The sequence below is a fragment of the Psychrobacter sp. JCM 18900 genome, assembly GCF_904846625.1.
GTDB lineage: Bacteria > Pseudomonadota > Gammaproteobacteria > Pseudomonadales > Moraxellaceae > Psychrobacter.
Window position 1 is genome coordinate 171,881 of sequence record NZ_CAJHBL010000005.1, and the last position, 26,382, is coordinate 198,262.

Sequence of the window (26,382 nt, forward strand, 5' to 3'; positions counted from 1 at the left end):
TATTAAGACTGACAAGCGGCACTGGCTTTTATAGTTTTTTGATAAGCTGTTTGAGCGTCCAAACCCAGCTTGGCAAGATCTGTTAAATATTTTTGTGTGCCCGCTTCTAAAGGATTTTTCCATTCAGGGTTTTCTAGTGGATTGGGAATATCTATGATTGAATCACCCTTAGCTTTGGCTTCAGCCATATACCTTGCATCATCTTCATCGAACACCTTGCCCGCTATTTTGGCCATCGCCGCACCCGAATTATTATCGATGACTTTTTTAAGATCGTCTGGCAAGCTTTCATATTTATCTTTATTCATGGTCACAACAATCGGCGAGCTATAAAAAGGGATATTGGTATGGATGTTGGTTATCTCTGTCAACTTAAAGGAACCCATAGCATCCCAAGGCAAGCTTATACCGTCCAATACACCGCGCTGCAAAGAGGTATAAAGATCAGTCACTGGCAACCCCACTGGCGTACCACCCGCTGCGTCAATGATATTGCCCGTTATTGCTGAAGGACCTCGAATACGCATCCCGGTTAAGTCATCTGGTGTGCGAATCGGCTTGTCAACCGTGTGAAAACCACCAGGGCCGGTACCCATCATGAACAACACATGAGTGTCTTCATACTCACTTGCAATCACACCATCGTCATATAGATTATGGAGCATACAGTTTAGTTGTGTTGCCGAGTTTGACAGCCCTGGTAACTCAGTAATTTGAGTCAATGGAAAGCGGCCATTGGTATAGCCTTGGAGCGTAGAACCAATATCGACCACACCATTGGCAACTGCATCATAGGTTGCGTTTGGTTTACTGAGTGTTGCAGAAGGAAATATCTCAATTTTAATTTTCCCTTTAGATTCTGCCTCTACTTTTTTTGCCCAGTATTCAAATATTTCTGTGTTTGTGGTCGAGGTGGCTGGCCAAAAATGTGAGAAGCGCAGAGTGGTGACTTCTTGAGCACTTTGAGTGGTGCTGTCATCTGATGGTGAACAAGCCGTCATACCCACTAGAGCCGCCAACACTAAGCTGATTGAAAAGGTTTTACTCATCATGAATTCCTTTTTTTGATGGTAGACAATTATTGTGATAGATAAATAGGCATAGCTTCCAATCTATGCCGCTCTCATATGTCTGAATGATTGGTAATAAGAACCTTAATGCCTACATTCTTAAGTTCAAAATCACTAAACAGGATATGGACGCTGTTCAGTTTGTACCGATACCCATTGATAAGTCGTGAACTCATCGAAGGTAATGTGACGACCGAAGCGGCCCACCCCTGATGCTTTTTCACCACCAAAGGCAACGCGCGGCTCATCATTGACACTTTGATCATTAATATGAACCATGCCTGTGCGCCATCCTGCCGCAAACCTTTGTGCTCGGGAGATATCTGCAGAATGCACAGCACCGCTCAATCCAGCATCGGTATCGTTTGCTAAGCGTAAAGCATCAGCATCGCCTTTGTGTGAAATCAAGGTCACTACAGGGCCAAACATTTCTGTACGTGCAGAATAAACGTCATTACTGCCCTTTAGGACATATGGATAAACGAACGCACCGTCACGCTTACCTTCAAGAAGTAACTCAGCACCTTCTTGTACTGCTTGTTGTACGGCCTGCTCAACCCGCACAGCTTCGCGCTCATCAATCAAAGGCCCCACCAACACATCAGGTCTTGATGGGTCACCAACGTTCAGTCCTTTTGTATATTCGACGAACTTTTCGGCAAACGCATCAAAGATAGACTCATGAACAATGATACGGTTCACTGACATACAAATCTGACCACTATGTAAGAAACGACCAAAGACTGCAGAACGTGCCGCATAATCAATATCGGCATCGTCAAGCACTACAAAGGCATTATTGCCACCAAGCTCTAAAATAGAACGCTTAATTTCGCGGCCCGTCATCTCTCCTATGCGCTGACCAACCTCAGTAGATCCAGTGAACGAAATCACACGAGGAATCGGGTGTGTATATAGCGCATCGCCAATCTCAGAGGTTATTGGCACAACCACTGTCAACACACCTGGGGGCAAACCTGCCTCTTCGAAGATTTTGGCCAGCAAGATACCGCCAGTAATGGGTGTGGTAGAGGCAGGCTTTAATAATACGGTGTTGCCACTTGCCAAGGCCGTGACTACTGATCGCATGGCTAAAAACATTGGAAAATTAAAGGGGCCAATAACCGTTACCACACCTACTGGTTTACGAATAATGTGATTTAACTTATTGGGAATGGCTGAGCGTGCAACCGTAGTTTCTAATAAAAACGGGTACTCGGCGGCCACTTTAATAACCCCAATACAGGCATCAATCTCAATATTGGCTTTCATCACGGTAGAACCAGACTCACGCACCAGCAAATCAACCAACTCGTCTCGACGGTTACTCATTACTTTTGCCGCTTGCTCAACAATCTGGCTTACAGCATAAGGGTTGGTATGACGCCAGTCCTGTTGTGCTTGCTCTAGTGCCTCATAAGACTTGTTAATATCATCTAGGCTGGCAGCTTTAAACGTGGCGATATCTTCACCAGTAAACGGATTACTTGTTACGATTTCATGACTCGATGTACCATCACGCCATTCGCCTGCTATGTAATTATGATGTAAATTTGTGTAGTTAGACATATCAATTCCTTGTTAAAAACTATTTATCTAAGGGGTACTACTATTTTCTTACGAATATTCTTTTACATGATGTTGCGTATATCAATACGCGGCATCATGAATAATACGGTGCACTTCAACGATGAGACTTGTAATAGAGCGTGTTATTAACTGTCTGACAAACACTACCCGAGCAGCACAAGTGAGATCGCAGGGAACATCACCAAGATAACCAAACGAATCACATCAGAGACAATGAATGGTGCCACCCCTCGGAACATATCGGACAGCTTAATGTGCGGTGCCATCGCCTTAATCACAAAGATATTCATGCCCATCGGCGGCGTAATCAAACCCAGCTCCACCGTCAATACCGCAATGATGCCAAACCATACCGGATCAAACCCTAACGCTAGAATGATGGGATATACCACAGGTATGGTGATTACCAGCATTGCTAAGGCATCCATGAACAATCCTAATAGGAAGTACATGAACAAGATACAGATCAGTACAATCATTGGACTGACTGCCAACCCACCGATCCAAGATGCCAAGGTATAAGACAAGCGTGAGACTGAGATAAAATACCCTAATGCCTCTGCACCCAGTAGCATAAAGAACACCACTGCAGAGAGTGCTAGTGTCTCAATCAATGACTGCTTGAGTCCATTTAAACGCATACCTTTAGCAAAGGCATAAGCCCATGAGACAAACGCCCCTACTGCGGCGCCTTCTGTTGGAGTAAATAGCCCAAAGAAGATACCAGCAATAATCACAATAAAGATAAAGCTAAACGGTATCAGACCAGTTAGTGACAGTAGCTTGGCTTTCCACGTGGTTTTCTCACCACGTTTCGCTAAATGTGGTTTCCAGCGTACCATCACCATGACGGTGAGTGAGTACATCACCATACCGAGCATACCGGGTAGGAACCCAGCGATAAACATGTCACCCACTGACTGCTGGGTTAAGATGGCATAGACTAGTAGCGCAATACTGGGCGGAATCATAATACCAAGCGTACCGCCAGCGGCTAAGATACCGCAGGCAAAGCCAGGCTGATAACCGTACTTCTCCATTTGCGGTAGCGCCACTTTGGTCATGGTAGAGGCAGTGGCAAGCGATGATCCTGAGATAGAGGCAAAGATACCCGATGAACCAATACCGGCAATACCAAGACTACCCCGTACCCCGCCAAATATGGTTCGGGTGGCTTCAAAGAGTTTACCTGCCATGCCCGAGTGAGTGGCAAACACGCCCATCAGAATAAATAAGGGAATGGCACTAAAGTCATACTTTGCTAAGACATCGACTGGGATGTCTTTGAGCATTTGCAGCGCACCACTGGGGGCTGTGACCGCACCGAAACCGACTAAGCCTACCCCTAACATGGCAAGTGCAACGGGTACTCGTAAGACGACAAGCAGGATCATGACCACTAGGCCAATCGCACCGATGATTTCTGGACTCATGCGCCTGTCTCCTCGGCGTCAAAGAATTCGCCTGTCTTAAAGATGTTGATAGATTCGATCAATGAGCGAATGGCTAGTAGGATGCTTAAGAATGCACTAACGATATAGATAGGCATCATAGATATTCGAAGATCTTGGGTGACTTTGCCATACTCTAAGGCGTCAATGGCGCTCTCGTAGAGTCCCCATGAAAAGACAATGCCGATGACAAAGAAGCCCATCATAAAGATACCCATGAGGTAGCCTTTGATAGACTGTGGCATTTTCTGGGTGAAGACGTCGACGATGATTTGTGAGCGTTCGACAAATGCGGCAAAGGCAGCGAGTAATGCAAATAGCATAAAGTAGGAGACGATCTCTACACTGCCTTTGACGGTAAAGCCAAACTCACCGCCGGTGAGTTTGAATATGTAGCGTGCGACGACGTCGAGCATGGTGGTTAGTACGATGATAATGAGACTCACCCCACCGATAAACTGGCATAATCTAGAGATTAAAACACTGAGCTTGACTAAAAATGTCATATAGCACCTGCCTTGTTATTAGAGGCTGATGCAATCTCATTAGTATCATCATTTATAACAGGCCAAATAGCCTGTATGACTGCTAGAGATAAGTGTTTTTTCATCATGAAATCCCTTCTTGATGGTTAAGCGCTGTACTGATAATAGCGTGTCACGAGTTGTTTTAGGTTATGGCTGTCGCAATGTCGCGCCCGTTTTTGATTGCAATTCATCAAAGGTCAACCCATCAACCATTTCACGTACCACCAACCCTTGCTCAGTGATATCAATCACCGCTAAATCCGTATAAATTCGATTGACACACTTTTCGCCAGTAATAGGGAGATTGAGACTTTCAACGATTTTGGGTTCACCATTTTTGCTAACGTGATCCATAATGACGTAAACTTTTTTGGCCCCAACCGCCAAATCCATCGCTCCGCCAACGGCTGGAATGTCTTTTGGACGACCCAAAAACCAGTTAGCAATATCGCCATTTTTAGCGACTTCAAATGCTCCAAGAACACATAGATCGATATGCCCACCACGAATCATGGCAAAAGAGTCACCATGGTGAAAGTAACTACCACCTTTGAGTAGCGTGATATATTGTTTGCCAGCATTGATCAGGTCGCCATCTCTATCAGCTTCTTCAGGAGCGGGCCCCATGCCTAAAACACCATTTTCACTATGCAAAAAAATGTCTTTATCTTTTGGTAGAAAGTCAGCGACCTTGGTAGGCTGTCCGATGCCCAAGTTGACATACATGCCTTCTTCGATGTCTTGAGCAACACACTTGGCAATCTCATCAACTGAACGTGGAGTATAATTACTCATTATTTATCTCCTTCAATACAAACAACTTCATGCACAAAGATACCTGGTGTAATGATGTGTTCAGGATCCAACGCGCCCAATTCGACTACTTCACTCACTTGAGCAATAGTATGCTTCGATGCTGCCGCCATAATTGGACCAAAATTGCGAGCAGCTTTACGATAGGTTAGGTTGCCCCAACGATCGCCCTGAAAAGCTTTGATAAGGGCAAAATCTGCTTTGATTGGATATTCCAATACATAGTTTACGCCATCGATAGTCCGTGTCTCCTTGCCTTCAGCAAGCAGCGTACCATAAGCGGTCGGCGTATAAATCGCGCCAAGACCACTACCGCCAGCTTGCATACGAGCAGCCAACGTGCCTTGTGGTACCACTTCGAGCTCAATCTTGCCTGAACGATAAAGATCATCAAAAATATACGAGTCATGCTGACGCGGAAACGAACAAATGATTTTGCGCACACAGCCTGATTTTAGTAATAGCGCCAATCCTGTCTCGCCATTACCTGCATTATTACTTACGATTGTTAAATCTTTAGCATTACGCTCAATCAATGCGTCGATCAGCTCTGCTGGCTGACCTGCCAAGCCAAACCCACCTATCAAGATAGTTGCCCCATCATTGATATGATTCATGGCGTCGATGGCAGATTCTGTCACTTTATTTAACATGGAATCATCCTATATAAAAAGTTGAGTAGCTAGGTCTAAATAATTGAAACTCAACTATTTACTCTAGTGCTTCAAACGGTAAGCCCACATAGTTTTCAGCAATCGTTGCTTTTCCAGCATCTGAATGAATAAAGTAATCAAACTCAGCTTGCTGTACCCGAAAATCGAAACGACCTGCACTCTGAAAACGATGTAATAGCATGGTCATCCACCATGAGAAGCGTACGGCTTTCCAAGCGCGTGCCAAGCAGATTTCTTGATAGCGAGGGATCAAGTCTATACGTTCTTCCTCATATATTTTCACAAACAAACGAAACGCTGTTTCTACATCACTAGCGGCTAGGTTCAATCCCTTAGCGCCAGTCGGCGGAACAATATGTGCCGCATCTCCCAATAAGAATACTTTGCCATATTGCATCGTTTCACAAACATAAGAGCGTAGCGGTGCAATGCTCATCTCTATAGCAGGCCCAGTCACTAGTCGTTCAGCCATTTCTGGTGGAATACGGCGTTTTAACTCCGCCCAAAACTTTTCTTCATCCCAGTTTTCGATCTTGTCTGTATCAGGCACTTGGATGTAGTAGCGGCTTCTGGTTGGAGAACGCATCGAGCAAAGTGCAAAGCCACGCTCATGAGCACAGTAGACCAGCTCTTCATTGACTGGTGGCGTGTCACTCATCAACCCTAACCAACCAAACGGATAGACTTTCTCATATTCTTCTAACTTATTAGACGGAATAGACTTACGCGAGACACCATGGAAACCATCACATCCAGCTATGTAATCACAGTCTAGATGGAACGACTCACCGTTATGCTGATAAGTGACGTAAGGTTTGTCTGATTCAATATCGTGTAGCTCAACGTTCTCTGCCTGATAGACAGTGACACCGCCTACTTTTTTACGCGCTTCCATCAAATCTCGAGTGACTTCTGTTTGACCGTATACCACGACATGTTTGCCGCCACTATATTTTTCTAGGTCTATATGATAGTGCTCACCTTGAAAACTAAAGTCAGTGCCAGTATGAACCAGTCCTTCTTTGTCCATTCGCTCACCAGCGCCTGACTCGCGAATCAGATTCACAGTGCCCTGCTCCAAAACACCTGCACGGATACGCCCTAGGACATACTCTCCTGTTTGACGCTCTAAAATAATGTTGTCGATACCCGCTTTGGTCAGTAGTTGACCGAGCAATAAACCTGATGGGCCAGCACCAATGATGGCCACCTGAGTTTTATAATTCATGAAATCCCTCTCATTACTTGATAAATTCCTATTTGCACTACATTTTTATCAATCGCTTCTTTACGAAAGCCATTAGCTATCCGTAAAAGTATTCATTTAAAAATCGAAAAAGACAGTCTCTCCATCACCTTGTAAGTAGATGTCAAATCGGTAGCGAGGTTTGCCATCGCCTTGCTCTTTTTTGGCTATCAATGTTTTTCGACGTTCTGCTGAAGGCACACTGTTCAATATTGGACACTGCTCATTGGCTTCTTGCTCATCATCGAAATAGGCTCTGGTTTGCAGATGTAAATTAATACCACGTGCAAAAATGGCGATATTGACGTGCGGCGCCATGGGCTTACCATAAAAATCCACCTGTCCAGGTTTGACGGTATGGAAATGAAAATCTCCATCTAAAGCACAAGCACTACGTCCAAACCCGCTAAACGGTTCTTTGTTATCAAAGTTACTAATATAATTACCTTGGCTGTCTGCTTGCCATATCTCGATCAATGCATCATGTACCGCTTCGCCATTACCGTCGTATACATGACCGACCAATTCTATGTGCTCACCTTCAGCACCCTCTTTGGCCAAATCTTGCCAAATCTCATCAGATCGTGACTCGAAACCAGCAATTTCTAATGCCAAGCCGATATGTACAAAAGGACCTGACGTTTGAGATGCCGTTTCACGCAACAGACCACTGTCGTCTTGTAATTTGTATTGGCTGTACATGATTTACTCCTCAAAATAGGTTTGTAATGCGCCGCGCACCACGATGTCAAAACGATAGGCCAAACAGTCCATTGGCTTGCTTCTAGTCATATCTAAGCGTGCAATCATTGTTTCAACAGCTTCTGGATCTTTTAGCACTTGTACAATTGGGCAAAGTGGAATAAGCGGATCCCCTTCAAAATACATTTGGGTAATCAGACGCGTAGAGATTGAAGGACCCATGACAGATACATGAATGTGCGCAGGTCGCCAAGTGTTAACCCCATTCGGCCACGGATAAGGCCCTGGACGCACTGTACGGAAACGATAGCGACCTTCAGCATCAGTGATACATCGCCCAACACCGCCAAAGTTAGGATCTAGTGGTGTCAGATAGCCATCTTTTTTGTGACGATATTTACCACCAGCGTTTGCTTGCCACATCTCAACCAACGTATTGGGCACAGGCTTACCGAACTGATCGATTACCTGACCATGCATAATGATACGTTCGCCAATAGGCAGGCCTGCTTGCTCACCATCTGCTCGAAAATTCATCAATAAGTCATTGTCATACTGACCGATTTCTAAACCATCAAATACAGGACCACTACGCTCTGAATCGCTCGCTCTTTGGAGACTGACCAACGCTTGACGCGGTGAACGCGCCACCGAAGTTTTGTAACCTGGTGTGTAGGGTTCTGGCTGCCAAGTGCGATCACGTGATAGAAAAGAGGGGTATTTATGGCTCATTACATTGCTCTCCATTTTTATAAAGCAAACTTTATCAATATCGGGTACTAACTAGCTGCTGTGCTAATTAACTACTGTGCTGACTCATTACTGCCTTAACTGATGGGATTACCCCATCCATTATCTTTGGCTAAAGAAAACGCATGATTGGCCGCTGGTACGCCAGCATAAATCGATACATGCATCAGCACCTGACGTAACTGATCTTCATTGATACCTAAACGATGCGCGGTACGTAAATGCAAGCCCAGCTCACCATCGCGTCCAAGGGCAGCCAATATGGCAGTGGTAATCATGCTTCTTTGTTGCACGGTCAAGCTAGGATCTCCCCACAGCTCTCCCCAAGCATTACGTGTGATGAATTGCTGAAAAGGTCCATCTAATGTTGTGGCATTCTTGGAGGCTTTGGTAACATGGTCTTCACCAAGGATTCGCTTACGTTGTATAAGACCTTGCTCATAACCAATACCCGTCTGCCCAATAGAATCACGCATAGGGTTGTTTTGTATGTACTCGGCTAGCTGTTTGGGCATTTCAACTGCTGGCACGTGCGCCAACCCGTCAAATACGGTTAATTCAGCATCGGTAAAAGCTTCTTGGAGTCCGGCTAGCGTCGCAGGCGGTGTAGAGACATCTTCTCTACCTGCCAGTAAGGCAACCTTGCCTGTATAACTTGCTAAGTGTTCACGATTATCAACTTGCGCAATGGCTTCACAAAGCTTGGCATAGCTCTCATCATCGTTGCGTGATAACTGTACTTGCCATCCAAGTAGTGCATCAGGGTTTTGTTTAATATACGCAGGTGCAAACCAGCGCGGGACAATCCCTTCAGCCATTTGAGCCAAGCCCAAACTGCGAACGTTGGCAGCGCGTTCAGTCCACGCCTCTGCTGTACCAATCACAGCACCTGTGTTGGTGAGCCAAACCTGCTCTAAAGATTCTGGCGAAATTTGGCACAGGCTTTGTCCAATCATGCCGCCAATAGAAGTACCAATGAAACTAAAGCTTTTAATATCTAAAGCGATTGCTAAGCTGAGTACATCATAAGCCAACTGCTCTATCGTCAAATCTACACAGGCAGCGCCACTGCTGCCATGGCCCGGCAAGTCCCAACGTATGCAGCGATAATGACCATGTAGCTCATCACATACTTTGTCCCATACGTTACGGCTCATGCCTAACGGATGCGCCATAAACAATGCTGGCAAGTAGGTTTCACCACTATCTTGATAAGCAATAAGGTGTGTGTCTGTTGTCAAAAATGCCATTATTATTCTCCTGCTCTTGAAACCACCAAGGCAATACCTTGACCAACGCCGATACACATCGTACAAAGTGCGCGGTCCTTTTTGGTACGTTGTAACTCATGAATAGCTGAAATCAGAATACGTGCACCAGAAGCGCCAAGTGGATGACCTAAAGCAATAGAGCCACCTTTAGGATTCAGTCTTGGATCGCGATCCTCTAATCCTAGCTCTCTTGAACAGGCCAGTACTTGGGCAGAAAAAGCTTCGTTGAGCTCGATGATGTCGATATCGTCTAAACTAAGATTAAGACGCTTTAATAGTTTTTGAGTAGCTGGTACCGGACCGATACCCATAATAGTTGGTTCCACGCCAGCAGTTGCCATCCCTTCGATTTTTGCCATTGGTGTTAGACCATATTTTTTTACGGCCGCTTCACTAGCGATTAACATGGCAGCAGCACCATCATTGATGCCAGAAGCATTACCAGCGGTAATCGTCCCTCCTTCGTAGATAGGGCGCAGCTTTTCTAGAGCAGTTATATCGGTATTCGGACGTGGATGCTCGTCTGTATCGACGATCAACGCTTCTTTTTTGCGTCTCTCGATTGTGATAGGAGTAATTTCGGCCGCTAGACGTCCATCATCTTGTGCTTGAGCGGCTTTTTGTTGTGACCATACCGCAAAAGAATCTTGGTCTTCACGAGAGATATTATATTTTTCCGCTAGGTTTTCTGCGGTGCGTGGCATCGCTTCTGTGCCATACATGGCATCCAGTTTTTTATTAATAAAACGCCAACCCATGGTTGTGTCTTGTAACGTTTGACGACGATCATAAGCACCCTCAGGCTTACCGATTACAAATGGTGCGCGGGTCATTGATTCAACACCGCCAGCGAGTGCCAGTTCCATCTCACCACTGACTATCGCCCGAAACGCCGTTCCTACTGCATCGAGGCCTGAGCCACATAGTCGATTAATAGTTGTCGCTGGTACATTTTCTGAGAGGCCTGATAACAAGCCACTCATGCGTGCAACGTTACGATTGTCTTCACCGCTTTGATTGGCACACCCCATAAAGCTGTCTTCTATCGCACTATGGTCAAAGTCAGGTGCATCATCGAGCACTGCCTTTATTACTTGTGCTAATAGATCATCAGGACGAATATCAGCCAATGCGCCGCCATACCGACCTACTGCTGATCTTTTTGGATGACAAATATAGACTGCTGTCATATCTTGCTCCTAGATTATTTAATGATATACTGTATTTGTTCTTAATTAGAATTATTGTTCGTATAGTGAATTAAACTATACGTTTTATTGGCTTTTGTCAACAAGATTTGCTTTTTTTCCAAAATAAAAAACCCACGCTAATTCGTGGGTTTTCATTGCTAAAAATTCTACTAATCTATGTAAGCAAACTGACAAAACATCAGGAAGAACAAGTAGTTTATCTTATCCAGTTAGGATCAATCCGATTCATCAACCGATAGTATGCTGGCCATTCAGGTAGCCTAACTTGGGCACCAGCTTGCGCCTCACCGCCCTCGAACTGCTCTCTGGTTTTAATCATTGCTTCATCACTGGCTTGAAGTAATTTACCACCAGAAGCCATTGCTTTTAGCTGAACCTCACAGCCTTGTATAATTTGGTACATTCGCATGAATGCCCATGACACATCAGGGCCAGTGGTAATAACACCGTGGTTGTTGAGCATGAGCGTGTGATTGTCAATACCAATTGACTCAACAAGTCGCTCTTGTTCTGTTGCATCCAATACAATGCCTTCAAAAGGATGATAACCAATACGGTCATGGAACATATACGCTTCCTGGAATAAAGGTATAAAACCACACTCCAAAGCACTAACTGCCTGTAAATCTGTATTGTGAGTGTGCATCACACAGTGAATATCAGGGCGACCTTTATGGATGGCAGTATGAATGACGTTGCCCGCTTTATTGATCGGAAACGGTGAGTCATCAAGTTTATTACCATCAAAATCTATTTTTACCAGATTTGAGGGGGTGATTTCGCTATATAAAAGCCCGAATGCATTAATCAGTAAATGATCTGTACCCGGAATTCGATATGAGATATGGTTATAAACTTGTGTGGTCCAGCCATAGTAGTCAACCATTCTATAGCATAATGCCAGCTCAATTCTCGCCTGCCACTCATGTTCACTATAGCCAGGCGGCGTTACTATTGATTCAAAAATATCTTTCATTAAGCCATCCTTTTTTATTCTGGTTTTTCGCCCATGACGACTGCCCGATACATCTCTCTTCTGTAACCATCATAGTCATTAAACGCCTGATGCAAGCAGATTCGGTTATCCCACATGATAACCGTATTGTTATACCACTTAAGTCTGCAAACAAAAGACTCTTGGGTCACAAAACCTGCTAAGAAATCCAGTAGAGGACGTGACTCTTCTTCTGTCATACCTTCGATACCGCAGGCATAGGTTTTGTCTACATACAGTGATTTTTCGCCCGATACAGGATGTGTTCTAACCAGCGGATGATAAGATCCTTCAATCATTTTTTGTGTATCGACATCAAGCTCTAAACTACCTAATTCACCAGATTTTCTTTGCTGTGATTGTTTTTCAGCTTGCATAGAGCTCACAACGTGTTTAGCACTCATCCACACTTTAAGAGGGGCTATCATCTCTTTCATTGCTGGACTTAAGCTATTGTATGCGAGTACAGAGTTTGCAAATAAGGTATCACCGCCATATGGAGGCATATCTTTACCATAGTTGATCGCGATTGCAGGCGGGCAGTCTAAAAAAGCGGAATCTGTGTGCCAGCCACTGCCAAACACCATTTTTGTTTCAACAGTTGCTTCTTTGATGACCGGCTGGATGTTCTTATGCCCCTCTACACCTTTGGTATAGGCATCTGTTCCAAAATCACCAAATCTGAGCGTTATATTTTCATGATCCGTAAAAGAGATATCTTGCTCCCTAAAGAAGATAAGCTTATGCCTATACAAGGCCGCTTCGATCTCAGCAAAAGCGTAGTCGCTCACATTACTGAGATCTACGCCTTGTATCTCTGCTCCCATAGCTGCCGCTAAAGGAATAGCGGTAATATGCTTATAGTCTTTTGCGCCATTGTCAAACAGTCCGGTTGGATGTGTAATACTCTTCATAATTTTAATCCTTTAAAATTTTTTGTTGATTTTTATCAACTGTCGAATAGGAGACCAAAAAATACTTTTTTAGAGATAATCCCTTGTCAATCTTGAAAGTCACGCTTAGGCTCACCGCTTACAGCTAGTAAAAGGCTACATATTGGACAATCATTATGATTATCTACAATAATGTTGACTGTATACATGAGGACTACCTGACATTGTTTAAGCTTTACAGCCTGCACTGACCGTTTGTACCTTTTCGTAGATACCATCAGCATCTAAACCTAATGCTTTAACATCACTCAGATATTTCTGAGTGCCTTGCAACAAAGGTCCTTTCCAATCAGGATTATTGAGCGGATCAGGAATGTCAACCATGATATGTCCAGCAGCACGCGCTTCTGCCATATATTTAGCATCTTCTCTATCTGTTACTTCGCCTACCAAATCAGACATCACTCTTCCTGAATTGTCATCTAGGACTTTTTTAAGGTCATCAGGTAAATTCTCATATTTATTTTTGTTCATGGTCACGAGCAATGCTGAATTATAAAAAGGTATGTTGGTGTGTGCTTTAGTTAACTCGACCAGTCTAAAGTCACCCGTTGGCTGCCAAGGAAAGCTGAGGCCATCAATCACGCCACGCTGTAATGAGGTGTAGATATCATTAGCTGGAAGACCCACTGGTGTGCCGCCAGTGGCTTCAATGATATCGCCTGCAATGGCTGATGGTCGACGAATACGCAAGCCCTTCATATCAGAAGGAACACGGATGGGTTCACCAACCGTATGAATTGCAGCCGGTCCTGCGCCCATGAGAAGTAACAAATGCGTATCTTCATATTCATTGGCGATAGTGCCATCGTCATAAAGTGTTTGTAGAATGCAGCCCATTTGGGTGGCAGAATTTGAAAGGCCGGGAAGCTCAGCAATCTGTGTGAGTGGAAAACGACCAGCACTGTAGCCGTGTGCCTGAGAGCCAATATCAATGACGCCTTTAGCAGCAGAATCATACATCACGTCTGGCTTGCTCAGCGTTGCTGATGGATAAATCTCAACCTTTAACTGGCCATTAGATTCCGTCTCAATTTTTTTTGCCCATGGCTCAAAGACTTCAACATGCATCGCAGAGGTTGCAGGCCAAAAGTGTGAGAATCTTAAAACGGTGGTTTCAGTTTCAGAGCTTTGCTCATTTGATTGACTAGAACACCCTACCATGCCTAATGCCAAGGCTATCAGTACGGACATGCTCTTCATTTTGACATTGTCTTTGATTTTCATTTGTATACTTTCCTTGTATATAAACAATACATGAGTCAGCTTGAAGGCGGTCAATGCCAACTGCTCTACCATCCTTGGCGCTGCAGTAATATATTATGAATCTATTAAAGGTAACCTGTCCTTTTAAAGTAAAAAGGCAGATGGCAGCAAATAATTATCTCAATTTTCTTGATAAATATGATATTATTTGTTCTTTATTAGAATTAATGTTCATATTATGAACTTCAATATACTGTCCTTTTACCATGCTGTCAATAATTTATCTTTTAGAAAATACAATTGTTTTGAGTGAGGAAACAGTCATTTTAATCCTAACTCTTGGCTGCTTAGGTTTACTAAAAGACAAAAAAAAGGTTTCCAATGCAATTTTATATAAAGCATTGGAAACCTTTTCATGATGCCCATTCAATCGTGATTTCTATCTACTCACAATGTCGTATAAACTCAGACAGGTGGCAACATTTAGCTCGGCTGACTAGATATAATACGTTTGGATTTTTTCAGCGCAATCACGCAATATGGGCAAAAACTCTTTAATAAGCGTCTCTTTTGACACGCGCATGGCATTGGTACTGATATTGATAGCACCGATGAGTTCATCATTTGATTTATAAACAGGCAGTGCAAGGGATCGCAGCCCAGTATCAAGCTCTTGATCGACAACCACGTATTGCTCGTCATGAGCGGCACTTAACATGTTTTTGAATTGTTCACGATCAATGATACTAAAGGGTGTATACGCGTTTAGCTCGATTTTGTCGACATAATCTTCACGCTCATCTTCGGGCAGGTTAGCCAAGATAGCACGGCCCATAGAGGTGTAAGCGACAGGAAGCCGAGTACCGATAGAGAGCGAAATAGATAGCAGGCGATGCTTTGCAGCAGACCGTGCGATATAAACCACTTCATCATCATCTAGTACGGCAAAGGAACAAGATTCACCCGTTTTTTCGGTCACACGTTCGAGATAGAACTGCACGATGTCGTGATGATGCGCACTACTTAGATAGCTCGAGCCAATACTGAGCGTTTTGGGAGAGAGTTTGAATTGGCGCTTATCCTTATGAACATAGCCTAACGCATGCAGCGTCAGCAGATAGCGCCGCGCTTTTGCTCTGTCCATATTGGTACATTCGGCAACTTCACTCAGCGTCATCGTCGAATGGTTGTCATCAAACGCTCGCAGAACACTTAGTCCACCTGCGAGAGACGTCACGAAATCTGGACTATCAAAGGGTATTTTCTTATCTTGTTTCATAGATATATTATTCATACTTATCAAAGTTAGGGATTCTAAATGAAAATCAATCGATTAATCAATCAGCCTTTTGTACATTCTGATGTTGCCAATTCGTTTTCTGATCGGGCTTTCGTTCAAGCCATGTTAGATTTTGAGTTAACCGTGCTAGAAGTTCGAGAGAAAAATCAGCTTATCCCAAAAAACAACTTTCAACAATCCCGGCAAGCGTTAGCCTTAGAATTGTTTGATATTGACGCCATTGGAAAACAAACGTATTTGGGCGGTAACGCTGCTATTCCTTTCGTGTCACAAGCAAAGTCTTTACTTCCAGCCGATATAAAACCGTTCTTTCATCAAACACTGACCAGTCAGGATGTGATTGATACCGCAATGATGATGATGCTCAAACCGTCATTTAAACGCATTTATCAAGATTTGATTGAGGTATTGGAAGCTTGTGAGGTACTGATTCAAACACATCGTGTAACGCCGATGGCAGGCCGAACGCTACTGCAACAGGCGCTACCTATCACTTTTGGCACCAAAGTATCCCAATGGGCAGCTTCATTGATAGCCATCATACCTAACTTAGCACAATTAGAGCAGTCAGGATTTTACTTACAATGGGGTGGTCCTGTTGGCGTAAGTAATGAAGAAAACGAACATCATAGTCTGCCGCAGCAGGTAGCGGAGTCACTGGGCCTATCAGCTCCTCTACTCCCTTGGCACACCAACAGACAACCTATTCATACCATTGCTTCTACATTAGATGCCTGTGCTGGGGCACTAGAAAATATCGTCGAGGACATTGCTTTGATGTCTCAATCTGAGCTGGGTGAAGTTGCTGAACCGTCCATCGAGGGAATGGGTGGCTCCTCATCGATGCCGCACAAGCGCAACCCTGTCCTATGCGCTTTGATCAAAACAGCCACGTTGCGAATGCATGGACATATGAGTGTGATTAGCAATAGCACAGCCCAGCCTTTTGAGCGCGCATTAGGACAGTGGCATGCTAGCTGGGTTCCTTTGACTGAGGGCACAGCTTTGATGGCAGGTGCTGTATCGTATTTGAAGACACTATTGCAGGGACTACAAGTCTACCCTGAGCGTATGGCGGCCAACCTTGATTTAAATAGCGATGCCTATTTAATCAAAGGCCTAGAAAGATATTTTGAGGCAGACAAAGACAAAATCTATCCGTTAATTAATCAAGCTAGCCAACAAGCCCACAGTCAGCATCAAGGGTTTACAACTACCTTTTTGGCTTTGCTATCAGAGCAATCTATAGGTTTGAGCAATCATGATGCGCTCAAAACAGTTTTATCGCCTTTGACCTACTGCGGTGCAGCGCAAAGACAATGTCAAACTATATTACAAGTTATTGAAGATATCACTTCAGAAATTGGGTTCTACAAGCAATAAAGCAGATTGACAGAAAAGTAAAAACAAGGTATTTTTAATTCACTATACGAACAAAAGTTCTTATTTAGAACAAAACATCGAAAAAGGATTTTATGATGCGAAAGATACTGCCCCTTAGTTTGACGTTAGCCGCTATGATTGGATTGACTGGCTGCTCGCAGTCGAACGAAACCGCAACGGCGAGTACTAAAGAAGTCACCACATTACGTTTTTCACATTTTTGGCCAGCAACGGCAGCCACTCATTCGGAAATCTTTGAGCCTTGGTCCAAAAAAGTCGAAGAGGAATCTGGAGGCCGTATCAAAGTTGAAATATATCCTTCAGCAACTCTTAGCAAACCGGATGCTACTTACGATGCGACTGCCAAAGGTACCGTCGATATAGGCTCTCAGCTACAAGGATATACCAATGGCCGCTTTCCCTTGACCCAAGTGGCAGAACTGCCAGGTCTTTCCAACTCAGCGACTCAGATGAACTGCATGCTACAGACTCTACATGATGACGGGGTGATATCGAGTGAATACGAAGACACTCATTTGTTATTTATGATGGGTACTGGTCCTGGCGGGATGCATACTATTGATAAAGCCATCCGTACACCAGATGACCTAAAAGGGTTGCGTATGCGTCGCCCATCAGCGATTGCTGGAGATATTATTGAATCTGCAGGCGGTACACCAGTAGGTCTACCTGCCACTGATATCTATACATCTCTTCAACGTGGTGTTTTGGATGGGTTAAGTCTGCCGTGGGATGCGACAGGCTCTTTTAGACTGATTGAGCTGACCAATACTCATACCAATATTCCTTTTTACAGCTCTGCCATCATGGTCACCATGAATAAAGATAAATACGAGAGCCTTCCTGACGATCTCAAAAAGGTCATTGATGATAACTCTGGCAAAGTCATGGCTGCGATGGCAGGTAAAGTCTTTGATGCAGAGGACGCAAAATTCATGGCTGAAGCCAAGGCAAAAGGCGACACTATAATAGACATTCCTGATCCATTAAATGACCCACAATGGAAAGGCCCATTAGAAGCGGGTACTAAAAAATACCTAAACGATGTCGCAGCATTAGGTCTAGACCCTCAGGCTGTCTATGAAAAAGCCAAAGAAGCTAGTGCGGCTTGTAAGGTTTAGTGACCTGTAGTTATTTTTTTGTGTTTAGCATCCCATATCTAGCGCCAGATGTTTAACGCTTTGTATGAGTAATCTAACTAGAGTCACCCTATTAGGGTCTCTGAATATTATTCAAAATAGTTAAATATAAGGTACTCTCATCTTAATCGGCATACAAAAGGAATGATCATGACATATCAGTTACCTGACTCTTATATGGCAGCAGTAATTCGCCAGCAAGCAGGACAGTTCCAAATTGAGCAAGTTAAATCCACTTCTATCAGAGACGATGAGGTGCTGGTACGCGTAGTGGCAACAGGTATGTGTCATACTGATATGGTCGCACGTGATCAAGTTTTTCCAGTTCCGCATCCAATAGTTCTAGGTCATGAAGGTTCTGGCGTCATTGAATATGTCGGTGACGCAGTCACAAATATCGAGCCAGGCGATCATGTGGTCATGACCTTTTTAAATTGCAATAAATGCACAGCTTGCTACGAAGGTCATCCTGCTTATTGTGAAAACTTCAATCAGTATAACTTTTCTGGTCAAAGGAATGATGGATCGCACGCCTTGATCGCAGACGATGATACTGAGCTAAATGATCGTTTTTTTGGACAGTCATCATTTGGTGAGTATGCCGTGGCAAATGCTCGTAATGTCATTAAAGTGCGTAAAGATGCACCACTGGAACTACTTGGTCCGTTAGGCTGCGGCATACAAACTGGTGCTGGTACTGTGATGAACGCGCTCAAAGTGACTCCTGGTTCTAGCTTTGTGGCCTGGGGCGGTGGTGCTGTAGGTCTATCAGCCATTATGGCAGCCGCGGCCATAGGCGCAACAACCATCATTTCAATCGATATTGTCCCCTCACGCTTGGAGTTGGCACTTAAATTGGGAGCAACCCATATCATTAACAGTCAAGAAGAAGACACCATCGATCGTATTCAAGAAATTACAGGTGGCGGCGCACAGTTTGCAATGGATTCTACTGGTATTGGTAAACTTGTATCAGACATGATGGTGTCTTTATGTCCACGAGGTATTGGTGCACTTGTTGGAGCATCTAAGCCAGGCACCACAGCGGCACTAGATTTGACAGATATAATGCAAAACTGTAAAAAACTTATTGGTGTGGTTGAAGGTGACAGTGTTCCCAGTATTTTAATACCAGTTCTAGTAGATCTCTATATGGCGGGCAAATTTCCATTTGATCAGTTAGTAACATTTTATGAGCTCAAAGACATTAATCAGGCAGCAGAAGATAGTGAGAAAGGCATCACTCTTAAGCCTATCGTTAGAATGCAGTCAGATGATATTTTTACTACAAGTTGATGAAACAGATTAGATAGTCTTTTTTTATGATTTAAACGCTTTTACTCCATAACAATGTTGTTCATTCCAGAACACTTGAATTAAACTTGGGATAGATGAGCCAATAACTAGTTCTTAGTGAGCTGGTTCAGTTATTCATGTTGGTGAAGTATATTTACTTTATATAGGACAAGGTACGGTAAAACGTGCTATTTAGGCTTGGAAAGCTATAGCTGCACCTAACACGGTCTATTCATCATCGGCTTGCTCAGACAGTTGATTAAAAACCTACCCCTACACTAAATATTTGTATTTTTTATCTGTTTCTCAGCGACAGCAATGTACGAGCCAGAACATAACTGCTTAGGTGATGATGACCTCACTATCGAGGGACTGAAAATCTGATTATAATGAACGTATAAACTTATCTTTAGATATTAAAAATACAAAAGAAAGGTTGTCAACGCTATACCAAATATAGCTTTGGTAACCTTTTTTAATTTGGTTTTTTACTTAGGTGATATTGTTAATATTGGGGTTTGAACCCACGCCGCCTTCTGCGCCAATGACCAGTACTGATAAAGTATTTGTATTTGCATCAGCACTATTGTCACTTGCAGCGCCCTCAACGTTTTCAGAAACAGGTACCTGCAAGTGGTTAAACAGCATCTCCCAAGCAGTGATAATAGCGAGTAGTAATGCAGCCGCCTCAACAAATGATAAAGAAGCTAGCGTGTGCCCAACGATACGCTCATCGACCAACTGGTACTCAGCATTGCTGCGAAATTAGTTCGAACACAGAGCCGCTATCTGTTGCTAAAACAAATTCTTTCAGGTAACGATAGCAGTACTTTTATCGTAGCCAATATATCGATATTACATGAGCTATTTGAGAGACTGAAATATTCAAAGCCCTTAAAGATAGGCTGCATATGACATATAGACCTCTCAGACCTTTAATATTTTTAGGTGAGGTTGTCAATATTGGGGTTTGTTCACAAGCTATGATGGCCTTTGTTATCAAAGTTCTGATTTGATATGATGTTGGGCATTAAATTGCTTATGTGTTAACCGCTCGCCTGCATCCATGGTTAAAGGCTCAACTTCCTTTAAAGAGTGCAAACAACGTTTGGTAAGATCTATATATTGCTGAGTACCATGAGCTTTCCAAGCCAACTCCTTTTCTTCAAGTTCTCTTATCACTTTTGTAGGGCTGCCTAATGCCATGACATTTGGCGGAATGATCATCTTCGCTTTAACGGTACTATTAGCACCAATAATGCTATTTTCACCTACTTCTGCTAAATCTAAAATGACACTATTCATTCCGACTAGTGCATTCTTTCTCACAATGCAGCCGTGTAGAATGGCTGCATGTCCAATATGTCCATACTCTTCAACCACTACTACATGGTTGGGAAAGCCATGTATAATGCAATTATCTTGTATATTGGCGTTTTTTTTGACACGAATACCACCGAAATCAGCACGTAATGACGCAAGTGGACCAACATACACACCTGCTTCAATTACAACATCGCCAATGATCACGGCAGTTGGATGAACATAAGCATCTGGGCTAATAACCGGTATTACACCGTCAATGGCATAGCAAGGCATAGTCGTTTCCTTATCAAGAAATGTCAAAAAAAGTTTAAAGTCATCATTCGCTTAAGTTCCTTCAGCAAACTTTAACCCACCAAAGCGTTTATAAAACTGTGGCCGTGCTGGCGGCATGGTTCCCTCAGCAGTGCGGGCAATGTTAAGAAAAAACTCTTCTGACGAACTAATAATCATTTGGTACACATTACTGGTCAAATTACGCGCGGTCAGTGCCAGCCAATCCGATGGCAATAGTTCTAGAGGTAAATTCGGATCTTTTAATAAGATACGTCGGTACTGGTGAATCAGTAGAATACGAATTTGAAACGCTTGTAGCTGATTAAACTCACCATCTTCGATGAGGCTCAAAACATTACGAAAGTCGTTAATAAATTTATCATAGCGTTGATGCAGCTGCTCGATGGGCCAGTTAACCTCAATCATACGCTTGAGTGTTGGGTATGACTCTTGCCACAATTGCAAGGCTTCGGCACGAAACACTACAACTTCTTCGGTCATATTGAGATTAAATAGTAAGTTTTGCAGCTGCAGTTCATCACAGCTCGGATAGGCCATGAGATTGGTGGTAATATTGGCAAACCCTAACCACTCCAATTCTTTTTTGAGGAGGGTTTTGTTTCCAAGATCAACCGAGCTTAATAACACCAAGTCCCATTTTTGATCCCACTCACCCTGATTTAAACCATAAATTTTTTCATGGGCGGCAGCAAAGCGTTCACGGCTGACTTCGGTAATGCGGTAGTAACTGGTACGCCCGATTTTTTCGGAGCTTAACCAATCATTTTGCACTAAGCGAAACACCGCAGTACGCACCGAGCGTTCGTTAAAACCGAACACATCCATGAGTTGAATTAGACTGGCTAAACTAATAACCCCTCCTCGTTGAAAGATACAATCACCAAAGATTGACATAATTAACGAGGTGCCACTTAATACGTCTTCACAGGTAAGCTCATCAATACATTGTTTTAATTTAGCATTCATATCATTTATTCGTCGTCTAAAAGGCACGCGATAATATCCAAGGGACTATCGTGCGGGGTTAATTGCATTAGGCAGGTACAGCGGCATTGCGTAGGTCAACAACACGTTGAGCTTTACCTTCAGAACGAGGTAACATACCTTGTGGTGAGACTTCTACATGAACGCTGATACCCACCATGGTTTTTATTTTTTGTTTAAGTTTATTGGCCAACTGCATCACTTCGATACCACTGGCATCACTACGTGACTCAACATGGATACATAGGGTGTCTAAGTGACCGTGCTTGAGGATATGGATCTGATAGTTTGGCAGTAATTTTGGTACTTGTAAAATCTGTTCTTCGATCTGCGAGGGAAATACATTAACGCCACGAATGATCAGCATATCATCACTACGGCCAACAATCTTTTCCATACGACGCATCGTTCGTACAGAGCCTGGTAATAAGCGGGTCAGATCTCGGGTACGGTAGCGAATGATAGGCATACCCTCTTTAGTAATGGTGGTAAACACTAATTCGCCCAGCTCGCCGTCTGGTAGTACTTCCCCGGTCTCAGGGTTGATGATTTCTGGGTAAAAATGGTCTTCCCAAATGGTTGCGCCGTCTTTAGATTCTAAGCATTCCATGGCGACACCTGGGCCCATGACTTCTGACAGGCCGTATATATCTAGCGCATCAATACCTAAACGCGTTTCGATTTCTTGGCGCATGGCATTCGTCCACGGTTCAGCCCCAAAAATACCGGTTTTGACAGAGCAGTCTTTGGCTGTACCAAATTTTTTCTCTAATGCTTCAATAATGTTCAAGCAATAAGAAGGGGTAACCATTAATGCGGTTGGTTCAAAGTCATGGATTAGCTGGGCTTGGCGATCAGTTTGGCCACCTGACATTGGGATAACCGTTGCACCTAATCGTTCAACACCATAGTGCGCTCCCAAACCACCAGTGAATAGGCCATAACCGTATGATACTTGGATGGTATCTTTGCTAGTAAGACCAGCCGCACGCAGTGAGCGTGCTACAACATCCGACCAAGTCACGATATCTTGCTTGGTATAACCGACAACGGTAGGTTGGCCAGTAGTACCTGATGATGCATGAACACGGACGATCTGTTCACGTGGGACGCTAAACATACCGAACGGGTAATTGTCGCGCAAATCTGATTTGGTGGTGAATGGGAATTTGGCTAAATCTTCTAATGATTGACAGTCTTCGGGGTGGACACCGACTTGGTCAAATTTCTTCTTATAAACAGGGTTGTTTTCGTATGCGTGTTTGAGTGTTTCTTTCAAACGTTTCAACTGTACGCTACGCAATTCGTCTACTGATGCGGTTTCGATGTGTTCCATAACGTTATGATTCATGTAAAACTCCTTTTCGTAGTCATCCTGACTACATTTCCAATTAAAAAGCTCTGTTAAAGCCGTGATTAGACGTTTTCTATCACCATTGCCACACCTTGACCCACACCCACACACATGGTGCATAACGCATACTTACCGTTACAACGTTTTAATTCTTTCATTGCGGTGATGGCCAAACGTGTACCACTCATTCCTAGAGGATGACCTAGCGCAATGGCTCCACCATTTGGATTGATACGTACGTCATCATCGGTAAGACCCAGTTCGCGAATTACGGCAAGGGATTGCGCGGCGAATGCTTCGTTGAGCTCGATAACATCCATCTGGCTTAATGTTAGTCCGGTTTGCTCAAGTACTTTTAATACTGCAGGCACAGGGCCAATACCCATATAGCGTGGCTCGACACCAGCACTCGCCATACCAACAATACGCGCTTGCGGCGTTAGATTGTGTGCTTGACCAAAGCGTTTGCTACCCATTAGCACACAAGCAGCACCGTCATTGATGCCTGATGCGTTACCCGCAGTCACTGAACCGCCCTCCTTGCGAAATGGGGTTTTGAGACTCGCAAGGGCTTCTAAACTAGCATCTGCACGTGGGTGTTCGTCTTGATCAACAATCACGCTGCCTTTTTTCGTTTTGACTTCAACTGGTAATATCTCTTCGTTAAAGAGACCCGCCTGTTGGGCAGCGGCCGTTTTCTGTTGGCTGCGTAGCGCGAATAGATCTTGGTCTTCGCGGCTGATTTGATATTTCTCAGCCACGTTTTCAGCAGTTTCTGGCATGCTATCAACACCATACGCGGCCTTCATTAATGGGTTAATGAAGCGCCAACCGATGGAGGTGTCAAAAATTTCTGGTGCGCGGTGAAAGGCACTGGTCGGTTTCGATTGTACATAGGGTGCGCGGCTCATGCTCTCGACACCACCAGCCAATACAAACTCGGCCTCACCCGTTTTTACCAAACGTGAGGCGATGCCAATCGAGTCCATACCAGAAGCACAGAGACGATTAACGGTGATAGCAGGCACGTTATCAGGCAAGCCTGCAAGTAAAGTTGCCATACGCGCTACATTACGGTTGTCTTCGCCGGCTTGGTTAGCACAGCCAATGATTACTTCATCAACTTTATCCCATGGCAAGTTTGGGTTTTGATCTTTTAGATGTTGAATAGGCAAAGCTGCCAAATCGTCCGTACGAACACTACTTAAGCCACCGGCATAGCGCCCGATTGGGGTGCGAATAGCGTCATAAATATATACTTGTTGCATTATAGTTTCCCTTACAATAAATCAATAAGTTTAAGCGCTTGCCGTGTGACAGGTGACGGCTTTTTTTACCAAATACAGGCTGGCACGATAACGTTCTTCACCATAAATACGTTGTAAGTTATTGAGCGTCTTAAGCACGGTGTCGTAGCCAAGCATTTGTGCCCATTCAAACGGACCTTTGGGGTAATTTACGCCGTACTTCATGGCCGCATCGATGTCTGCTTCAGAGGCGATGTTGTGTAACACTGCTTCACAGCCTTCGTTAATGAGCATAGCAATGGTACGTAAAACATATAGACCAGGATGGTCGGCAGACCAAATAACATGCACGTCAAGTCGGGCAAAGGCTTGCGTCACCAGCTCACGCTCATCATCATTACAGGCCATCGAGGCAGCCAATACAATAGCGCGGACTTGTGACCAGTCCGCATGCCAGTCCATCAGCATGACTTTGGCATCACCATGGTCAATCTCCACGGATTCACCCAGTGATAAACGAATGCTGACATCACCAATTTCGATACTGTTCTGGTCTGCATCTTCAAGAGTCACTGTGAGGCTATCAGCAGCTTGTAAGCGTTCAACCAAACCTTTGGTATAAAACCAATCACCACGTACAATAATGGTAGGCAGCGCGGCATCGGTTGCTTCAACGGCGGGTAACGCATAGGCAGGGATTGCTGGCGTTTGGCTATAGTCATAGAATCCTTGGCCAGATTTACGGCCAAAGCACCCGGCATCGACCAATTCTTTTTGTACCAACGATGGGCGGTAACGTGGCTCATAGAAGAAAGCCTGGTAGACGCTTTGCGTCACCGAGAAGTTGATATCTTGGCCAATTAAGTCTGTTAGCTCGCATGGCCCCATGGCAAAACGACCTGATTCACGCATGATAAAGTCAAGCTGCGCAGGTGTGGTCGCGTTTTCTTGCAGTGCGCGAAAGCCTTCAGCATAGTATGGACGCGCCACACGGTTAACGATAAAGCCTGGGGTAGACTTGGCGATTACCGGTACCTTTTTCCAAGCACTCATCAAGTTAAACAGGCCATCTGTAATCTCAGTCGCTGTTTGTAAACCGCGAACAATCTCAACAAGTTTCATCACTGGGGCTGGATTAAAGAAGTGTAAGCCTACTACACGCTCAGGGTTTGGTACTGCTGATGCAATCGCTGTAATCGATATTGATGACGTGTTTGATGCAAAAATCGTATCGTTAGCACAAATATCGGCCAATTGGACAAAGATCTGCTGTTTAATATCTTGACGCTCAACAATCGCCTCAACGATTAACTGCACCGCTGCCATCTCATTAATATCTGTAATAATAGATAAATTCTCTAGGGTGCTATCAAATAGCACTTGGGACATCTTGCCTTTTTGGACCCGTTTGGCAAGTTGACTTTCCAGACCCACTAAGGCGGCTTGACTTTTGGCAACATCTACATCAAAGAGATAGGTCGTGTGACCGTGCATGGCGGCCAACTGCGCAATGCCAATCCCCATCGTGCCTGCCCCAATAACGGCAATGGTTGCGTTTGATAAATCCCTCGTTTCCATGA

At 44.1% G+C, this 26,382-nt stretch carries 23 protein-coding genes and 1 pseudogene; 3 read left to right on the forward strand and 21 right to left on the reverse strand.

Annotated elements, in window-relative coordinates; translation table 11 throughout:
* Positions 1-2 precede the first annotated feature (2 nt).
* From JMX96_RS10785 to JMX96_RS10855, 15 genes are all read right to left on the reverse strand, one after another.
* On the reverse strand, positions 3-1,049 hold the full coding sequence (locus JMX96_RS10785) for a TRAP transporter substrate-binding protein (protein WP_201569113.1): 1,047 nt from the start codon (positions 1,047-1,049) through the stop codon (positions 3-5).
* 135 nt (positions 1,050-1,184) lie between these two features.
* A complete protein-coding gene (locus JMX96_RS10790; RefSeq protein WP_201569007.1) occupies positions 1,185-2,639 on the reverse strand; it encodes an aldehyde dehydrogenase family protein in 1,455 nt (484 codons plus the stop codon).
* Positions 2,640-2,803: 164 nt separating this feature from the next.
* Positions 2,804-4,093 carry a TRAP transporter large permease gene (locus JMX96_RS10795; RefSeq protein WP_201569008.1) on the reverse strand — a complete coding sequence of 430 codons (1,290 nt, stop codon included), beginning with the start codon at positions 4,091-4,093 and terminating at the stop codon, positions 2,804-2,806.
* Positions 4,090-4,617: a TRAP transporter small permease gene (locus JMX96_RS10800; protein WP_201569009.1), complete on the reverse strand. Its 528-nt coding sequence runs from the start codon at positions 4,615-4,617 to the stop codon at positions 4,090-4,092. Before JMX96_RS10800 ends, JMX96_RS10795 begins: the two co-directional genes overlap by 4 nt.
* Positions 4,618-4,785: 168 nt before the next feature.
* The gene (locus tag JMX96_RS10805) at positions 4,786-5,433 is read right to left on the reverse strand and encodes a 3-oxoacid CoA-transferase subunit B (RefSeq protein WP_114701978.1); all 648 of its coding nucleotides are present in this window, start codon (positions 5,431-5,433) and stop codon (positions 4,786-4,788) included.
* Positions 5,433-6,104: a 3-oxoacid CoA-transferase subunit A gene (locus tag JMX96_RS10810; RefSeq protein ID WP_201569010.1), complete on the reverse strand. Its 672-nt coding sequence runs from the start codon at positions 6,102-6,104 to the stop codon at positions 5,433-5,435. Before JMX96_RS10810 ends, JMX96_RS10805 begins: the two co-directional genes overlap by 1 nt.
* Positions 6,105-6,162: 58 nt before the next feature.
* Positions 6,163-7,353 (reverse strand): 4-hydroxybenzoate 3-monooxygenase, encoded by a 1,191-nt coding sequence (gene pobA, locus JMX96_RS10815; protein ID WP_201569011.1) that lies wholly within the window; start codon positions 7,351-7,353, stop codon positions 6,163-6,165.
* A 96-nt stretch (positions 7,354-7,449) separates the two neighbouring features.
* Entirely contained in the window at positions 7,450-8,073 is a 624-nt protein-coding gene (gene pcaG / locus JMX96_RS10820; protein WP_201569012.1) for a protocatechuate 3,4-dioxygenase subunit alpha, read from the reverse strand.
* 3 nt (positions 8,074-8,076) lie between these two features.
* A complete protein-coding gene (pcaH, locus tag JMX96_RS10825; RefSeq protein WP_201569013.1) occupies positions 8,077-8,805 on the reverse strand; it encodes a protocatechuate 3,4-dioxygenase subunit beta in 729 nt (242 codons plus the stop codon).
* A 95-nt stretch (positions 8,806-8,900) separates the two neighbouring features.
* Complete coding sequence (locus JMX96_RS10830) at positions 8,901-10,073, reverse strand: alpha/beta fold hydrolase (RefSeq protein WP_201569014.1); 1,173 nt, start codon at positions 10,071-10,073, stop codon at positions 8,901-8,903.
* A 2-nt stretch (positions 10,074-10,075) separates the two neighbouring features.
* Entirely contained in the window at positions 10,076-11,284 is a 1,209-nt protein-coding gene (pcaF, locus tag JMX96_RS10835) for a 3-oxoadipyl-CoA thiolase (protein ID WP_201569015.1), read from the reverse strand.
* Between the two features lie 217 nt (positions 11,285-11,501).
* Positions 11,502-12,281 (reverse strand): class II aldolase/adducin family protein, encoded by a 780-nt coding sequence (locus JMX96_RS10840; RefSeq protein WP_201569016.1) that lies wholly within the window; start codon positions 12,279-12,281, stop codon positions 11,502-11,504.
* Between the two features lie 14 nt (positions 12,282-12,295).
* Entirely contained in the window at positions 12,296-13,213 is a 918-nt protein-coding gene (locus JMX96_RS10845) for a TauD/TfdA dioxygenase family protein (RefSeq protein ID WP_201569017.1), read from the reverse strand.
* 207 nt (positions 13,214-13,420) lie between these two features.
* Positions 13,421-14,479 (reverse strand): TRAP transporter substrate-binding protein, encoded by a 1,059-nt coding sequence (locus tag JMX96_RS10850; protein ID WP_227677027.1) that lies wholly within the window; start codon positions 14,477-14,479, stop codon positions 13,421-13,423.
* Between the two features lie 475 nt (positions 14,480-14,954).
* Positions 14,955-15,752, reverse strand: a complete 798-nt coding sequence (locus tag JMX96_RS10855) for an IclR family transcriptional regulator C-terminal domain-containing protein (protein ID WP_227677028.1) — start codon at positions 15,750-15,752, stop codon at positions 14,955-14,957.
* Between the two features lie 24 nt (positions 15,753-15,776).
* Between JMX96_RS10855 and JMX96_RS10860 the strand changes: the two genes are divergently transcribed.
* The 3 genes from JMX96_RS10860 to JMX96_RS10870 all read left to right on the forward strand — a co-directional run bounded on the left by JMX96_RS10860 (position 15,777) and on the right by JMX96_RS10870 (position 19,597).
* Positions 15,777-17,141: a lyase family protein gene (locus JMX96_RS10860; protein WP_201569018.1), complete on the forward strand. Its 1,365-nt coding sequence runs from the start codon at positions 15,777-15,779 to the stop codon at positions 17,139-17,141.
* Between the two features lie 95 nt (positions 17,142-17,236).
* Positions 17,237-18,283, forward strand: coding sequence for a TRAP transporter substrate-binding protein (dctP, locus tag JMX96_RS10865; RefSeq protein WP_201569119.1), 1,047 nt, complete (start codon positions 17,237-17,239; stop codon positions 18,281-18,283).
* A gap of 168 nt (positions 18,284-18,451) precedes the next feature.
* On the forward strand, positions 18,452-19,597 hold the full coding sequence (locus JMX96_RS10870; RefSeq protein ID WP_227677029.1) for an NAD(P)-dependent alcohol dehydrogenase: 1,146 nt from the start codon (positions 18,452-18,454) through the stop codon (positions 19,595-19,597).
* Between the two features lie 519 nt (positions 19,598-20,116).
* On the opposite strand, the pseudogene JMX96_RS13745 reads toward JMX96_RS10870, so the two are convergent.
* The 6 genes and pseudogenes from JMX96_RS13745 to JMX96_RS10900 all read right to left on the reverse strand — a co-directional run.
* Positions 20,117-20,356 (reverse strand): annotated as a pseudogene (locus tag JMX96_RS13745) (hypothetical protein); the annotation flags it as partial.
* A 240-nt stretch (positions 20,357-20,596) separates the two neighbouring features.
* Entirely contained in the window at positions 20,597-21,196 is a 600-nt protein-coding gene (locus JMX96_RS10880; protein ID WP_201569020.1) for a gamma carbonic anhydrase family protein, read from the reverse strand.
* 51 nt (positions 21,197-21,247) lie between these two features.
* Positions 21,248-22,183, reverse strand: coding sequence for a PaaX family transcriptional regulator C-terminal domain-containing protein (locus JMX96_RS10885; RefSeq protein WP_201569021.1), 936 nt, complete (start codon positions 22,181-22,183; stop codon positions 21,248-21,250).
* Positions 22,184-22,250: 67 nt separating this feature from the next.
* Positions 22,251-23,552, reverse strand: a complete 1,302-nt coding sequence (paaK, locus tag JMX96_RS10890) for a phenylacetate--CoA ligase PaaK (protein WP_201569022.1) — start codon at positions 23,550-23,552, stop codon at positions 22,251-22,253.
* Positions 23,553-23,617: 65 nt separating this feature from the next.
* Positions 23,618-24,823 carry a 3-oxoadipyl-CoA thiolase gene (gene pcaF, locus JMX96_RS10895; protein WP_201569023.1) on the reverse strand — a complete coding sequence of 402 codons (1,206 nt, stop codon included), beginning with the start codon at positions 24,821-24,823 and terminating at the stop codon, positions 23,618-23,620.
* A 30-nt stretch (positions 24,824-24,853) separates the two neighbouring features.
* Positions 24,854-26,380, reverse strand: coding sequence for a 3-hydroxyacyl-CoA dehydrogenase (locus JMX96_RS10900; RefSeq protein WP_201569024.1), 1,527 nt, complete (start codon positions 26,378-26,380; stop codon positions 24,854-24,856).
* Positions 26,381-26,382 lie beyond the last annotated feature (2 nt).

Excerpts from the sequence above, each read along its gene's own strand:
- JMX96_RS10785 (WP_201569113.1), bottom strand. The coding sequence starts at position 1,049 with ATGAGTAAAACCTTTTCAATCAGCTTAGTGTTGGCGGCTCTAGTGGGT.
- pcaH (WP_201569013.1), bottom strand. The coding sequence starts at position 8,805 with ATGAGCCATAAATACCCCTCTTTTCTATCACGTGATCGCACTTGGCAG.
- JMX96_RS10880 (WP_201569020.1), bottom strand. The coding sequence starts at position 21,196 with ATGCCTTGCTATGCCATTGACGGTGTAATACCGGTTATTAGCCCAGAT.
- JMX96_RS10860 (WP_201569018.1), top strand. The coding sequence starts at position 15,777 with ATGAAAATCAATCGATTAATCAATCAGCCTTTTGTACATTCTGATGTT.
- JMX96_RS10795 (WP_201569008.1), bottom strand. The coding sequence starts at position 4,093 with ATGAGTCCAGAAATCATCGGTGCGATTGGCCTAGTGGTCATGATCCTG.
- JMX96_RS10885 (WP_201569021.1), bottom strand. The coding sequence starts at position 22,183 with ATGAATGCTAAATTAAAACAATGTATTGATGAGCTTACCTGTGAAGAC.
- JMX96_RS10870 (WP_227677029.1), top strand. The coding sequence starts at position 18,452 with ATGACATATCAGTTACCTGACTCTTATATGGCAGCAGTAATTCGCCAG.
- pcaF (WP_201569015.1), bottom strand. The coding sequence starts at position 11,284 with ATGACAGCAGTCTATATTTGTCATCCAAAAAGATCAGCAGTAGGTCGG.
- pcaF (WP_201569023.1), bottom strand. The coding sequence starts at position 24,823 with ATGCAACAAGTATATATTTATGACGCTATTCGCACCCCAATCGGGCGC.
- JMX96_RS10805 (WP_114701978.1), bottom strand. The coding sequence starts at position 5,433 with ATGAGTAATTATACTCCACGTTCAGTTGATGAGATTGCCAAGTGTGTT.
- JMX96_RS10840 (WP_201569016.1), bottom strand. The coding sequence starts at position 12,281 with ATGAAAGATATTTTTGAATCAATAGTAACGCCGCCTGGCTATAGTGAA.
- pcaG (WP_201569012.1), bottom strand. The coding sequence starts at position 8,073 with ATGTACAGCCAATACAAATTACAAGACGACAGTGGTCTGTTGCGTGAA.
- JMX96_RS10900 (WP_201569024.1), bottom strand. The coding sequence starts at position 26,380 with ATGGAAACGAGGGATTTATCAAACGCAACCATTGCCGTTATTGGGGCA.
- JMX96_RS10850 (WP_227677027.1), bottom strand. The coding sequence starts at position 14,479 with ATGAAAATCAAAGACAATGTCAAAATGAAGAGCATGTCCGTACTGATA.
- paaK (WP_201569022.1), bottom strand. The coding sequence starts at position 23,552 with ATGAATCATAACGTTATGGAACACATCGAAACCGCATCAGTAGACGAA.
- JMX96_RS10790 (WP_201569007.1), bottom strand. The coding sequence starts at position 2,639 with ATGTCTAACTACACAAATTTACATCATAATTACATAGCAGGCGAATGG.
- dctP (WP_201569119.1), top strand. The coding sequence starts at position 17,237 with ATGCGAAAGATACTGCCCCTTAGTTTGACGTTAGCCGCTATGATTGGA.
- JMX96_RS10855 (WP_227677028.1), bottom strand. The coding sequence starts at position 15,752 with ATGAATAATATATCTATGAAACAAGATAAGAAAATACCCTTTGATAGT.
- JMX96_RS10845 (WP_201569017.1), bottom strand. The coding sequence starts at position 13,213 with ATGAAGAGTATTACACATCCAACCGGACTGTTTGACAATGGCGCAAAA.
- JMX96_RS10830 (WP_201569014.1), bottom strand. The coding sequence starts at position 10,073 with ATGGCATTTTTGACAACAGACACACACCTTATTGCTTATCAAGATAGT.
- JMX96_RS10800 (WP_201569009.1), bottom strand. The coding sequence starts at position 4,617 with ATGACATTTTTAGTCAAGCTCAGTGTTTTAATCTCTAGATTATGCCAG.
- JMX96_RS10810 (WP_201569010.1), bottom strand. The coding sequence starts at position 6,104 with ATGTTAAATAAAGTGACAGAATCTGCCATCGACGCCATGAATCATATC.
- pobA (WP_201569011.1), bottom strand. The coding sequence starts at position 7,353 with ATGAATTATAAAACTCAGGTGGCCATCATTGGTGCTGGCCCATCAGGT.